Raw genomic sequence first — 13,726 nt, 5'->3', positions numbered from 1 at the left:
ACGGGCGGGATGCGCAGGGAGCGGTCACCGGCCCGCCGGCCCTGCCACACGAGCGGCCACCCGACGACTGCGCAGCCGCCGAGCCTGCTTCAACGCCCGCCCCCGCACATAATGGTGATGGAGGCGATCCAGATACAGATAGATGACCGGCGTCGTGTACAGCGTCAGCACCTGGGACAGGATCAGGCCACCCACCATGGTGTAGCCCAGTGGCTGGCGCAATTCCGACCCCGCCCCGCTGCCCAACATCAGCGGCAAGCCCGCAAACAGGGCGCACAGCGTCGTCATCAGAATGGGCCGGAAACGCAGCAGACAGGCCTGATAGATGGCTTCACGTGATGACAGCCCCTGTTCGCGCTCGGCCACGATCGCGAAATCGATCAGCAAGATGCCGTTTTTCTTCACGATGCCGATCAGCAGCAAAATGCCGATCAGAGCGATCACGTTGAAATCCATGCCGTTGATCATCAGGATCAGCAAAGCGCCCACCCCGGCTGCGGGTAGCGTGGACAGAATCGTCAAAGGATGGATGTAGCTTTCGTACAGCAGGCCCAGCACGATATACACCGCGACCAGAGCAGCCACGATCAGATAGGGCTGCGTGGCCAACGATTCCTGAAAAGCCTGCGCCGTTCCCTGGAACGACCCCTGCAACGAGATCGGCACCGCCATCTGGGCCTGAGCCTGCGCAATGGCGTCCACCGCCTGCCCCAGGGAATAGCCACTCGCCAGATTGAAGGAAATGGTCACCGCCGGGAATTGCCCCTGGTGACTGATGGACAGATAACCGGTCTGCGAGGTGTCTACCTTGACCAGGCTGGACAAAGGCACCTGCTGACCCGTCAGCGGCGACGTGATGTACAGATGAGAAAACACATCCGGGTCGCGTTGCCATTCGGGCGTGATTTCCAGCACCACGTTGTAGCTGTTGATCTGGGTGAAGAACTGCGCCACCTGACGCTGGCCCAGGGCATCGTAAATCGTGTGATCGATCAGCGATGGCGTGATGCCGAACATGGCGGCGCGCGCCCGGTCGATGGTCACCACGGCGGTATTGGCGCTGTTTTGCTGATCGGTCGCCAAATCAGTCAGCGGCGCCAAGGTGCGGAAACGGTCCAGCAGACGGGGGGCCCAATCATTGAGTTCGTTCAGATCGGCGCTAGTCAGCGTGTACTGATACTGCGTGCGCGACATCCGTCCGCCCACATTGATGTCCTGCCCGGCCTGCAGGAACAGGCGCACACCGGGCACTTTCGCCAGTTTCGGGTTCAAGCGCCGGATGACGGCATCGGCGGAATCCGTGCGCCCCGCGCTGCGCGGCTTCAGGCTGATGAAAAAACGCCCGGTATTGAAGGTCGGCGCATTGCTGGTCATGCCAAAGGAAGCAATGTCCGGGTCCTGGCGCAGCACATCGGCCAAGGCCATCATATGGACGTTCATGGCCTCGAAAGAGCTATCCTGCGAGGATTCCGCCAGCCCGAAGAGGGCCCCGGTGTCCTGCTGCGGAAAGAAGCCTTTGGGGATGGTCACCAACAGCGCCACCGAGGCGACCAAAGTAGCCAGAAACGCGCACAGCGTCAGAAAGGGATGATTCAACACCACGTCCAGGCTGCGCCGATAGACGCCCAACAGCGCCTCGAAACCGCGTTCAAAGGCATGGTAGACGCGTCCGTGCCGGGCATGCTGCAGATCGCGCAGAAAGCGTGAACAGAGCATGGGCGTCAGCGTGAGCGTCACCAACACCGAAATCCCGATGGTCATGACCACGGTCACGGCGAATTCCCGAAACAGTCGCCCCACGATGCCGCCCATCAGCAACAGCGGGATGAACACGGCGACCAGCGACACGGAAATCGACACGATGGTAAAGCCGATTTCCCGCGCCCCGCGAATAGCGGCCTCCATGGGCCGCATGCCTTCTTCGACGTGACGCCAGATGTTTTCCAGCATGACGACGGCATCGTCGACGATGAAGCCGACCGAGATCGTCAGGGCCATGAGCGACAGATTATCCAGGCTGTAGCCCGCCAGATACATCAGGGCAAAGGTTCCCATCAACACCAGCGGCACGGTCACACTGGCGATCAGGGTGCCGGCCAGATTACGCAGGAACATGAAAATGACCAGCACCACCAGCACGATCGACAGGATCAGCGTGAACTCGACCTCGTGCACCGAGGCCTGGATGTTCTGCGTGCGGTCCAGCAAGGTGCTGACGCGAACGCTGGCCGGCATGGCCGCCATCAGCTTCGGCAGTTCGGCGCGGATGCGGGCCACCGTGTCGATCACGTTCGCCCCCGGCTGCTTGGTCACCCCCACCACCAGCGAACGGCCATCCGCCGCCACATCGTCCGGTCCCGCCCCGAGACCGGCAAACGCCCAGGCGGCCTGCTTGGTGTCCTCCGGCCCGTGAACGGCCTGCCCGATATCGCGCACCCGCACGGGCGCGCCTTGGCGCCAGGCAACGATCGCGTCGTTCCACTCGTCCACATCCACCAACTGGTCATTGGTGTAGATGGTATAGCTTTGTCGGGCGCTATCGACCGTACCCGTCGGCTGGCTGACCGTCGTGGTGGCGATCACCCCCCGGATCGACTCCAGATCCAGCCCCAATGCGGCGATCTTGCGCGGATCGACCTGGACGCGGATGGCAGGCTTTTGCTGGCCGAAGATATTGACCTGCCCGACCCCTTCCACCCGCGACAATTGCTGCGCCAGGATGTTATCGGCATAGTCATTCACTACCGTGACCGGCAGCACATCGGATTGCACCGATAACAGCAAAATGGAAAAATCCGCCGGATTGACCTTGCGAAAGGTCGGCGGATTCGGCATGTTGGACGGCAGCTGACGGGCCGCCGCGGCAATGGACGTCTGCACATCCAAGGCGGCGCCATCGATGTCCCGATCCAGATCGAATTGCAGCGTAATGCGCGATGCCCCCAGCGTATTTTCCGAACTCATCTGGGTCAGGCCCGGAATCGTGGAAAACTGCCGCTCCAAGGGCTGGGCCACGCTGGTCGCCATGGTTTCCGGGCTGCCGCCGGGCAGTTTGGCCGTGACCTGGATGGTCGGAAAATCGACCTGCGGCAAAGGTGCCACCGGCAGCAGCGAAAACACGGCCAGCCCCACCAGAAACAAGGCCAGCGCCAGCAGCGAAGTGCCGATGGGCCGCTGGATGAAAGGCGTGGAAATATTCACCATGACCGATGCTCAGGAACCCGCAGGCTTGCCGCCCGCGGACTGCGGACCCGGCGGGGCGCCGGCATGACTGTCCTGGACCTCGGCGACCCGCATGCCGGGTCGCAAGCGATACTGCCCATCCACCACGACACGATCGCCTGCCGCCAGGCCCTGGGCGATGACACTGAAACCGTCCTGAGACACCAGCACCTGGACGGGGTGTGTCTGCACCGCATCGTCCTGGCCCACGACGTAGACAAACAGGCCCTGCGCCCCGCGCTGCACGGCAGGATCGGGCACGACCAAGGCCCCCTGCCGCACCCCCAGAATCAGGCGCACGTCCACCGTCTGCCCCGGCCATAGACGGTGGGCGGCATTATCCAGCCTGGCCTTCAGCCGCAAAGTGCCGCTGGCGGCATCGATCTGATTGTCCATCAGGACCAAGTGGCCTTCTCCCAGCATCTGCGCCTGGCCCTGGGACAGCACCTGAACCTGGAAGGCGCGCAAGGGATTGCCTTCGCCAGCCCGTGAGGCGGCCGGATCGGCCTTGAGCGCATCCAGCGCCATCCGGATCTGCGCATACGCGATATCCGGGACCGTGAAGCTGACGGCAATGGGATCAATCTGATTGATGACCACCAAACCCTGCGCGTCGCTTGCCCGCACCAGATTGCCTGGATCGACCAGACGCGCACCGGTGAGGCCGTCAAACGGCGCTTCGATCCGGGTATAGGCCAGCTGCACACGAGCCGCCTGGACCATGGCCTCGTCAGCTTGCACCGTGGCCTGCAGCGCCGCCACCTGGGCTCGCTGAGTATCCAGCGTTTGACGATCAATGGCCGCATGGCGGACCAGTTCGGTATAGCGTTTCAGGTCTTGGCGGGCATTGCCCAGTTGAGCCTGATCGCGATCCAGCTGCGCCACCGCCTGCGCCAGCTGCGCCTTTTGCACCCGGTCATCCAGTTGTGCAATGAGCTGCCCCTGCCGCACTGCATCGCCTTCCTGGAAGCCCACAGATTCCAGTTGACCATCGATGCGCGAGCGCACCGTGACGCTTTCCCAAGCCTGGACGGCGCCCAGCCCTGGCAAGCGGATGGGTACGTCCTGCTGACGCACCAGGACTGTCCGCACCAAAGTTGGCGCGCCGGTTGCCGATGAGGGCGCCACCGCTGCGGTCGGGCGACTCAGCCACCAGATGGCGGCGCCCAGCATCACGAGAACGGGCAAGCCAATCAACAATAAGGAACGACGCACACCGGACATGCTGGGGGATCCTGGGCAAAATGTGACGGAATGGAACAGACGCTGTCAGGCGCCCTGTGCGAGTATACGAGCAAGCCTGCGCAAAAAGATGAAGGAATTTTGAATAAAAAAAAGCCAGGCAAATGCCTGGCTTTCAAGACTCAGCTGACCGGCTACGGAACCGGTCGCTGCTGCTATCCGCTTAGTTGGCCGAGCGGCGCGCGCGTGCGGGCTTGGACGCCTTCGTCACGTCGGACGCAGCCTTCAGGGTGGCGTTGGTCGCCGCCGAGAAATTCGATTCGGCAGCGCTGGCGGCCTGGCGGGCAGCCTTGGCGGCGGATTCGTAGGCGTTCGTCGCGGTGGCGAGCGAGGACTTCAGCAGCGCCACGGCGCCTTCGGAGCCGGTGGGGGCGTTGCGGGCGAATTGCTCGACGGCGTCGGCGACGCGTTCCTGGTTCTGGCTGAGTTGGGCTTCGGCCAGCTTGCTCAGCTCGCCTTGTACATTGGCCAGGATCTCGTAGACGTCCTTGCCGTAGGCCACGGCCTGGTCGGGACGCACCAGCGCCGAGGTAAAGGCCAGCAGTTCCTGGCTGTCCTTCAGGTCAGCTGCTTCCTGGGATTTCTGGGCAACGTCTTCCAGCGCGGCCTTGGCGGCCTTCAGGTTCAGGTCGACCAGCTTTTCGAAGCCGCTGAAAAAAGTACCCTGGACGGCCAGGACATTGTCGATGACGGCTTTCTGCGTGGCTAGCAGGGCTTGGGGATTTGCGCTCATGATGACTCCTTGTCAATAAGTAGAAGGCTTCCTCAGAGGCATGATGCCCGGCACCTTCTCGACTGCAAGCAAAATGCTGCAGTGCACAAATGAAATTTTAAAGCAATGAACAAGGAAGTCAAGATATTTTTGTTGCGGCGCAACAAATTCACGTCGCCGGCTGAACGCCCGGTCCGTCAGTGCTGGGCTTCGTAGCCCAGAGCCTCGGAAATGCTGGCGGTGGCGGACAGCAACAGCGGGATCCAGTCGTCGCGCATGCGCTCGGCGGGAGCGGACAGAGACAAACCCGCCAGCAAGGTGCCGGTATCGTCATAGACACCCGCCGCAATGCAGCGCACGCCCAATTCCAGTTCCTCGTTGTCGCGCGAATACCCGTGCCGCCGCACCAGCGCCAGTTCCCGGTCCAGCTGATCCAGTTGCGTGATGCTGTTGCGCGTATTGCCGGCCAGGCCGGTGCGCATGGCGTAACTGCGGATGCTGCGGGCATCCCAGGTCGCCAGGAACAGCTTGCCGGTGGACGTCAGGTGCAAGGGCGCCCTGCCCCCGATGGCCCGCACGACCTGCATGCCGGAGCGCTCGCTCCAGGCGCGTTCGATGTAGACGATTTCGTCTCCCTGGGCCAGGGACAGATTGACGGTCTGTCCGGTCTGGCGATGCAGTTCGCGCATCGGCCCGATCGAGGCGGTGCGTACGTCCAGACGCCCCTTGACCAAGGACCCCAGTTCCAGCAGCCGCATACCAAGACGGTACAGGCCGCTGTCCACCCGTTCGACATAACGCCCGACCGCCAGGTCAGCCAGGATGCGGTGCGTCGTCGAGGCATGCAGGCCGGTTTTGGCGGACAGGTCCTTTAGCGCCATGGGGTCGCGCTGCCCTGCCAGCACATCCAGGATGCGCATCGCGCGATCCAGCACCTGGATCGTGACCGTACTTTGCTCGGCAGCAACCGCGTCGCGCAGCGGCGGCTGAGAAGAGGACAGAAAGGAGGAGGAGGGACTCGAGGTACGGGCCATAAAAGGAATATGTTGCAACGCCACAATTCCATACTATGAAAAATCATCCCGTCTGGCAAGCCCTGGCTGAGCTACCCCCTGCCGGACGGGCCACCAAAAATCATACCGGCGGCATCAGGCTGCCGCCCAGAGATTGCACCTCGGATCTTAACCAGACCACGGCCTGGGCAGCGGCATCGGGTTCGCCTTTGACGCCCAATTCGATATGCGGATGGCCGCCGCTGTCCCCGACGTTGGGCAGGCTGAAGGCCCGGATGCCTGGCCAGCGTTGTTCCAGCCATTCCAGCGCCGGCGTGATGCGGGATTCCGGCAAACCGAACACCAGAAAGGAATGTTCGACTCGGGATTCCCGGTGATGCCATTGCGCGTAGCGCGTATCCAGCGTCCAGGTCATCATGGGATGCGCCATCACGGGAAAGCCCGGCATGAAGCTGTGATTGCGGATGTAGAACCCAGGGATGCGGTTGTAGCTGTTGGGGATGATCTCGGCCCCGACGGGGAATACCCCCATCTGCAGCCGCTGCTGATTTTCCGGCGTGGACATATCGGCGCTGCCTTGTCCTTTGGCGGCCATGTCCGCACAACGTTCGCCGATCAGGCGGGCGGCTTCGGGATGCAGGACCAGTTTCACGCCCAGGGCGCGGGCGGCAGCCTGGCGCGTGCGGTCATCGGGCGTTGCGCCAATGCCGCCACAGCAGAAAACGATGTCTTCGGTCGCAAAGCTGCGCCGCAGGCAGGCCGTGATGTCGTCCTCGTCGTCGGAGATGAATTCCGCCGCCTGCAAGCGCATGCCACGCGCCTGCAGCAGATCGATCAGGGTGGCGAAATGTTTGTCCTGGCGTCGACCCGACAGGATCTCGTCGCCAATGGCGATCAGACGCACACGCGGCGTCTGCGAGCCAGCCGCCGCCGTGGCGGCCTGGGGGGTGTTCTGAAGGGATGTCATCAAGCAGTTTCCGCGTAGCACTCGAAGGAATCAGGCATCGGGGCGCTGGCGCCCCCACCTGGCATCACGGCATGTCGATCACGGTCTCGGCCCGCAGCCGCCCGATGGCATCCAGGCAGAAATGCGCATAGACCAAGGCCGAGAACACCGGCATCACCAGCCAAAACAGCGGCACCAGATTGATCAGGGCCAGAATGGTGGCGATCAGCCACAACTGGCGGTTGTGTCGACGCCACAACAAGCGCCGCTCGGCGGGACTGGCGTGTTCGATCATCGCATCCACCCGCAGCATGCGGTTCAGGGCAAAGGCCCACCAGAACACCGGCAGGATCAGCGCCAACGGAGGAATCAGCCACAGCGGCATGGTCACCAACCACCCCAGACAGAACAGAAATCCCACCCAGACGGCATTCCAGACGCCCAGGACGGTCGCGTGCTGCCCCTGGCGGCTCAGCCCGACATAATCCCGCTTTTCCAGGTGCTGCAGCACCAGGGGCATGACGAAGACGGCGGCGATACCCAGGCCCAGGATGCCCGCCATCGGCAGCAACAGGCCGACGGCCATCAAGGGCACCAGCCAGAGCTTCAGGGAAAACAGCCCCGTCGCCACCAGCCAGCCGTCCACGGTGTTGAACATGCCCCAGGATGAGGCCTCCTGGTCCAGCCATCCGGTCAAAGGCGTCCAGAAGAACCAGAGCAGCACAATAGCCCCCAGCGCGGCGATGACAAAAGGCAAAAACAGCGCTGCCAGCATGCGCGGATGCATCTGGCTGAGCAAGGCGCGGCGAAACGCCTGCCCGACCCGAGAGAGACCTTGGGAAGCATGCGACCCGCGCAGTGCAAGATTCTGATGCGTCATACGTGCTACGTGGTGTGAAAAGAGGAGGAAGTTTTCATACTATATTGCTCTGATGAAAGTATTCAACCCCCACACCGACCTGCCCGCTCTGCGGGATCGACTCAGCCAGGATGACGGTCGTCGCATCGTCTGCTATTGCGCTGCCTGGTGCCGCACCTGCGACGACTACCGGCCCGCCCTGGAAACCCTGGCCGGCCAGTTGCCCGGCTGGACGTTCATCTGGGTAGACATAGAAGACAGCCCCGACTGGCTGGGCGACGAGGACGTCGAGAATTTTCCGACCATCCTGGTGCAAGACCGCGCCGGCACACGGTTCTGGGGGGTTCAACTGCCCTATGTCGAACACCTGCAGCGCCTGCTGGACGGCGCAGACAGCCTGCCGGTGCTGGATGACGGCCCCGGAGCAGTCAGCCAGCTAGCGGCCTAAGACAACGATCAGGCAGGTTTGCGACCGCCGCCCAGCAACACCCCGACCGGGCGGCGCGCCGGGGTGACGGCGGGCCGCAACGGAGTCACGGTTGCCTGATCGCTAGCGGAGGCAGGCACATACGGCTTGGAAAAAAACTCATCCACCGGGGCTTCGGACGCATGCCAGCCAGTCCCGGTGCGATGCCCCGTCCCAACCGGGCGGCGCCGGGACGGACGCGGCAGTTCGAGTTCGCCGCGCGGGATTTTCGTCCTGATCAGCTTTTCGATGTCCAGCAGATAGCGTTCTTCGTCGGGCGCAAACAGCGCGATGGCCTCGCCTTCCGCGCCGGCGCGACCCGTACGACCGATGCGGTGCACGTAGTCTTCGGGATTGCGCGGCAGATCGTAATTAATCACGCAAGGAATGCCGGCCACGTCCAAGCCGCGCGCGGCGACGTCGGTGGCGACCAGGACTTCGAGCGTGCCGGCCTTGAAGGCGTCCAGAGCCTTCATGCGTTCGATCTGGGATTTATTGCCGTGTATGGATTCGGCCCGGATGCCGTCCTGTTCCAGCTGCCGCGCCAGGCGGCTGCAGCCGATCTTGGTGTTGGAAAACACAATGACCTGGCTGAGCTGGCGGGATTTCACCAAATGCACCACGGCGCGGCGCTTGGCCTCGCCTTCGAGGGGATAGGCGATCTGCGTGACGGTGTCGGCCGTGGCGTTGGGACGGGCCACTTCGACTTCCACGGGAGTGCGCAGAAAGCTGCGGCCCAGTTTGCGGATTTCCGGGCTGAAGGTGGCGGAAAACAGCAGCCCCTGGCGCCCGGGGGGCAGCAGGCGCATGATGCGGTCCAGATCGGGCAGAAAGCCCATATCCAGCATGCGGTCGGCTTCGTCCAACACCAGAATGCCCACCTGGCTGAGATTCACGTTGCGCTGTTCCACGTGATCCAGCAGCCGTCCCGGCGTGGCGATCAGGATTTCGCAACCCCGGCGCAGCTGTTCTTTTTGCGGGCGAATATCCACGCCGCCGAAGACCACGGCAGCGCGCAGGGGCACAAACTGGCTGTAGCGCTGCACGTTTTCGTGGATCTGGTCGGCCAGCTCGCGCGTGGGGGTCAGGATCAGCGCCCGCACCGGATGGCGAGCGGGCGATGCGCTGGTGCTGGCAAACGGCATCAGGCGATGCAGGATCGGCAGGGAAAATGCAGCGGTCTTGCCGGTGCCTGTCTGGGCCGCCCCCATGACATCGTGCCCGGCCAAGGCAATGGGGATGGCCTTGGCCTGAATCGGCGTGGCAGAGGTGTAGCCTGTGGCCTCGATGGCTTGCATGATGCCTGGGTGCAGGCCAAATTGGCTGAACGAGACGTCTTGTTCAGCAATGGGATCAGTTGGGGTGGATTCGGTCATTCGCAGCTAAAGGAACACAGGCGCCAGAAGCGGCCCTGTGTGTTCATGAACAGCGTATTTTACCGTGCATCGCCTCAGGGCGGGCAATTGGTACAATAAGCTCCTATTATTCTGGGAGACGGCGATGTCTATGGCTGACCGTGATGGGGTGATCTGGTACGACGGCAAACTCGTACCCTGGCGCGACGCCACCACCCACGTCCTGACGCATTCACTGCACTACGGCCTGTCCGTCTTCGAAGGCGTGCGCGCCTACAAGACCGATCACGGCACCGCCATCTTCCGTCTCGAAGACCACACCAAACGCCTGTTCAATTCGGCGCACATCTACCAGATGAAGATCCCCTACACGCGCGAGGCGATCTCCAATGCCCACATCGAAGTCGTGCGCCGCAACGAGCTGGAATCCTGCTATATCCGCCCGATCGTGTTCTACGGTTCCGAAAAAATGGGCGTGTCGCCCAAAGGCGCGCAGGTGCATGTGGCCATCGCCGCCTGGCCCTGGGGCGCCTATCTGGGCGAAGAAGCCCTCAAACAAGGCATCCGCGTCAAAATATCGTCCTATGCCCGCCAGCATGTGAACGTCACCATGCCGCGCGCCAAGATCGCCAGCACCTACGCCAATTCGATCCTGGCCAATACCGAAGCCCTCGAACACGGCTACGACGAAGCCATCCTGCTCGACACCAATGGCTTCGTGGCCGAAGGCTCCGGCGAAAACCTGTTCATCGTGCGCGATGGCGTGATCTACGAACCGGACATCGCCTGCGCCCTGACCGGCATCACCCGCGCCTCGATCCATCAGATCGCCACCGACCTGGATCTGCGGGTCGAATCCCGCCGCTTGACGCGCGATGACCTGTACATCGCCGACGAGGCCTTCTTCACCGGCACGGCAGCCGAAGTCACGCCGATCCGCGAGATCGACGGTCGCCAGATCGGCGCCGGAGAACGCGGCCCCGTCACCGCCCAACTGCAAAAAGCCTTCTTTGATGCGGTATCGGGCAAAACCCCGAAATACCACCATTGGCTCTCGAAAGTCTGACAGGAAACACCATGAGCAGCACACCCGCCACCCCCCAGAAACTGGAACCCGTGATCGTCGGCGCCGCCGACCTGCCTGTCTATTGCCCCGGCCCGAAATCTCCGCTCTGGTCCATGCACCCTCGCACCTACATCGAAGTCGTGAAAAACGGGGTCGCCAAATGTCAGTATTGCGGCACTGAATACATTCTGCGCGACGGCGACCACCCGCATGGCCACGAACAGGCCGGCATCCGTCTCTGATTCACCTGCCCGTCTCGACACCAGCCGCTGCCCCGTGCCGGCCTGGTTGCCGGGCGGGCACGTGCAAACACTGTACGGCGCCTTCTGCGCGCAGCACCCTACCATCCCCTTCATCCGCGAACGGGTCGACACCCCCGATGGGGATTTCGTGGATCTGGACTGGTGCGGCCCCGGTCTGGATGCGCACACCCGGCCAAACGGCGAAACCACCCCGCACGATTCCAGCCTGGTGGGTACCGCCGCCTGCCGCTGGATGGAGCCCGCCGACTGGCCGCAACTCCCCGCGGATGCCCGCGCCCTGATTCTGTTCCACGGCCTGGAAGGCAGCAGCCTGAGCCCCTATATGCAGGCGATTGCGCACGCATTCCGGCGTCAGGGCTGGGTGGTGGTGGCCGCGCATTTCCGTAGTTGTTCCGGCGTGCCCAACCGTATGGCGCGGGCCTATTACAGCGGCGACTCGGCCGAGATCGCCTTCATGCTGGACCACGTCAGATCCCGACTGCCGCAGGCCGCCTGGCATGCGGCAGGCATCTCGCTGGGAGGCAACGCGCTGCTGAAGCACCTGGGGGAATCCGGCCATGCCATGCAGGGGCTGCGGGCGGCAGCTGCCGTGTCCGTCCCCATGAATCTGGCCGCCGGCGGGCGGCGGCTGTCCGATACGTTTTGGGGGCGGCAGTTATATTCGCGTTATTTCCTGCGCAGCATCCGCCACAAGATCTACGGCAAAGCCCAGGAATTCCCCGGCTCCGTGGACGTGACGCGCACACAACGCATGCGCAGCCTGCGTGAATTCGACGATCTGTATACCGCGCCCATGCATGGCTACCGGAACGCCCTGGACTACTGGACACGCGCGGCCAGCCTGCCTTTGCTGCCGGACATCCGCGTCCCCACCCTGATCCTGAATGCCCGCAACGACCCGTTCATCCCCGAGGCATCCTTGCCGGGCAGCCGGGATGCATCCGCCGATGTGCTGCTGCATCAGCCGTACCAGGGCGGCCATGCCAGCTTCGTCACCGGTATTTTCCCAGGTCACCTGAACTGGCTGCCCAAGCGGCTACAGCAATTCTTCGAGACCGGACAATAGCCCCACAGCCCCGGCAAGCCGGCAGCGGATCGGCGCGCTATTTTTTTCTATAGGGTTCCAGCAGCGCCCGCTGGTTTTCCAGGTGATCCCGCAAGGCGCGGATACGCATATCCAAACGCGACTGCTCGTAGAAATCCTGGGACAGGCGACGCGCCTGCTGCAGGTGTTCCATGGCGGTGGGCAAGGCCCCGGTCTGTTCGAAATAAGACGCCATCGCCTCGTGCGCTTCGACCTTGTTGCCTAGACGTTCCAGACTGCCGGCCAGCAGTTGCTGAAATTCCGGGGTATCGGGCCACTGCCGGATCACTGCCTGCAGAAAATCCACGGCGGCCCTGTCCTGGCCGGCGGCTTGCAAGGCACGCGCACGTTCATCGGCCACCCCTTGGCTGCGCGGCCAGCGCTGCCAGGCCTGCGCCGCGGCGGCCACTGCCGCGGCGGGGCTTTGCGCCCGCGCCAGCCGAATATCGAGCATATCCACCTGCGGCGCCGACTGCAGCGCCCGCACGGCATCCAGTTGCTGCCGGGCAGCGGCGTTCTGGCCGGCTTTCCAATCCAGCCAGGCCAGGCCGTAGAGCGCGGCGGCCTTCCGGCTGCCTTGCTGTTTGCCGGCATCGCTTTTGAATGTCTGACGCACGCGGTCTTCGTCGCCGCGCCCCTGAATCAGCGCCAGACGCGCCCGCACGAACCAGAATTCCGAGTCGTCCGATGCAGCGGGGGGCGGCAGTTCGGCGATCCGGTTTTCCACGTCGGACAGACGCTGGATGGACAAGGGGTGCGTCGAGGCGTATCCACCCCCCGTTCCCTCGTTCAGGCGCGAGGCGTTCATCAGCCGCCGGAACATGTCCAGCATGCCTCTGGGATCGAAGCCGGCCTGGCGCATCATCTGGAAACCGGCGCGATCGGCTTCTTGTTCGGCGCTGCGGGAAAAGCCCAGCTGACGGTCGATCGTGGCCGCCTGCCCGAAAGTCGCCACCCCCATCGCCAGATCCCCCTGACCCGCCAGCGCCGCCAGCAAGGCGCCAATGAGACTGGCGACCATCAGGCCGGTGCCCTGGGACTGCTGCGCAATACCCCTGGCGATATGGCGCTGCATGACGTGGCCGATTTCGTGCGCCAACACGCCGGCCAATTCAGATTCGCTCTGGGCGCCGACGACCAGACCGCTATTGATCCCGATATACCCCCCCGGCAAGGCAAAGGCATTGATGGCGGGATCGCGCACCGCAAACACGGTGATGGTCTGCTCCAGCGACTGGGGGGCATGCGCGGCGAGCTTGCGCCCCAGATCGGTCAGGTATTGATTGATATCCAGATCCGCCACATAGGTCGGATCATGGCGGCCTTGTTCCATGATGGCCTGGCCCAGCGTGCGCTCGACCAGCGGCGACAATTCCGCCGAGGACACCGCCCCCATGGACGGCAGCCCCATGGGCTGCCCCCAGGCCGGCAGGGCGCCCGCCAGAGCGCCCGTCAGGAAAAGCGTTTGCCCGATCCGGGAAAGGCGACGATTCATGGG

General features: G+C 63.5%; 12 protein-coding genes. 4 read left to right on the top strand and 8 right to left on the bottom strand.

The annotated features are described in order from the left end of the window. Window positions 1-24 precede the first annotated feature (24 nt). The 6 genes from WBF69_RS00325 to WBF69_RS00300 form a co-directional block, all read right to left on the bottom strand. Window positions 25-3,204 (bottom strand): efflux RND transporter permease subunit, encoded by a 3,180-nt coding sequence (locus tag WBF69_RS00325; RefSeq protein WP_424260058.1) that lies wholly within the window; start codon window positions 3,202-3,204, stop codon window positions 25-27. Window positions 3,205-3,213: 9 nt separating this feature from the next. After that, window positions 3,214-4,446, bottom strand: coding sequence for an efflux RND transporter periplasmic adaptor subunit (locus WBF69_RS00320; RefSeq protein WP_424260056.1), 1,233 nt, complete (start codon window positions 4,444-4,446; stop codon window positions 3,214-3,216). A gap of 181 nt (window positions 4,447-4,627) precedes the next feature. Further along, window positions 4,628-5,197, bottom strand: coding sequence for a phasin family protein (locus WBF69_RS00315; protein ID WP_424260054.1), 570 nt, complete (start codon window positions 5,195-5,197; stop codon window positions 4,628-4,630). Between the two features lie 176 nt (window positions 5,198-5,373). Further along, window positions 5,374-6,096 (bottom strand): IclR family transcriptional regulator, encoded by a 723-nt coding sequence (locus WBF69_RS00310; protein WP_424260109.1) that lies wholly within the window; start codon window positions 6,094-6,096, stop codon window positions 5,374-5,376. 214 nt (window positions 6,097-6,310) lie between these two features. Then, the gene (locus tag WBF69_RS00305; RefSeq protein WP_424260052.1) at window positions 6,311-7,156 is read right to left on the bottom strand and encodes a competence/damage-inducible protein A; all 846 of its coding nucleotides are present in this window, start codon (window positions 7,154-7,156) and stop codon (window positions 6,311-6,313) included. Between the two features lie 64 nt (window positions 7,157-7,220). Continuing rightward, window positions 7,221-8,015: an EI24 domain-containing protein gene (locus WBF69_RS00300; RefSeq protein ID WP_424260050.1), complete on the bottom strand. Its 795-nt coding sequence runs from the start codon at window positions 8,013-8,015 to the stop codon at window positions 7,221-7,223. A 52-nt stretch (window positions 8,016-8,067) separates the two neighbouring features. Between WBF69_RS00300 and WBF69_RS00295 the strand changes: the two genes are divergently transcribed. Further along, on the top strand, window positions 8,068-8,442 hold the full coding sequence (locus WBF69_RS00295; RefSeq protein WP_424260048.1) for a thioredoxin family protein: 375 nt from the start codon (window positions 8,068-8,070) through the stop codon (window positions 8,440-8,442). 8 nt (window positions 8,443-8,450) lie between these two features. Here the strand turns inward: WBF69_RS00295 and WBF69_RS00290 are convergent, their stop codons facing one another. Next, window positions 8,451-9,836 carry a DEAD/DEAH box helicase gene (locus WBF69_RS00290; RefSeq protein ID WP_424260046.1) on the bottom strand — a complete coding sequence of 462 codons (1,386 nt, stop codon included), beginning with the start codon at window positions 9,834-9,836 and terminating at the stop codon, window positions 8,451-8,453. 124 nt (window positions 9,837-9,960) lie between these two features. Between WBF69_RS00290 and WBF69_RS00285 the strand changes: the two genes are divergently transcribed. From WBF69_RS00285 to WBF69_RS00275, 3 genes are read left to right on the top strand one after another with little or no spacing between them, the layout of a single operon-like run. Further along, entirely contained in the window at window positions 9,961-10,881 is a 921-nt protein-coding gene (locus tag WBF69_RS00285) for a branched-chain amino acid transaminase (RefSeq protein ID WP_424260044.1), read from the top strand. Between the two features lie 11 nt (window positions 10,882-10,892). Then, window positions 10,893-11,123 (top strand): zinc-finger domain-containing protein, encoded by a 231-nt coding sequence (locus WBF69_RS00280; protein ID WP_424260042.1) that lies wholly within the window; start codon window positions 10,893-10,895, stop codon window positions 11,121-11,123. Then, window positions 11,092-12,210 carry a YheT family hydrolase gene (locus WBF69_RS00275; protein ID WP_424260040.1) on the top strand — a complete coding sequence of 373 codons (1,119 nt, stop codon included), beginning with the start codon at window positions 11,092-11,094 and terminating at the stop codon, window positions 12,208-12,210. Before WBF69_RS00280 ends, WBF69_RS00275 begins: the two co-directional genes overlap by 32 nt. Before the next feature lie 37 nt (window positions 12,211-12,247). On the opposite strand, the gene WBF69_RS00270 is transcribed toward WBF69_RS00275, so the two are convergent. Further along, on the bottom strand, window positions 12,248-13,723 hold the full coding sequence (locus WBF69_RS00270; RefSeq protein WP_424260038.1) for a M48 family metalloprotease: 1,476 nt from the start codon (window positions 13,721-13,723) through the stop codon (window positions 12,248-12,250). Window positions 13,724-13,726: the final 3 nt, after the last annotated feature.

It is taken from the genome of Castellaniella sp. (assembly GCF_049673105.1).
Taxonomy (GTDB): Bacteria; Pseudomonadota; Gammaproteobacteria; order Burkholderiales; family Burkholderiaceae_B; genus Castellaniella.
Note: the sequence above shows the minus strand (reverse complement) of the source record. Positions and strands in the feature narration are given on the sequence as shown.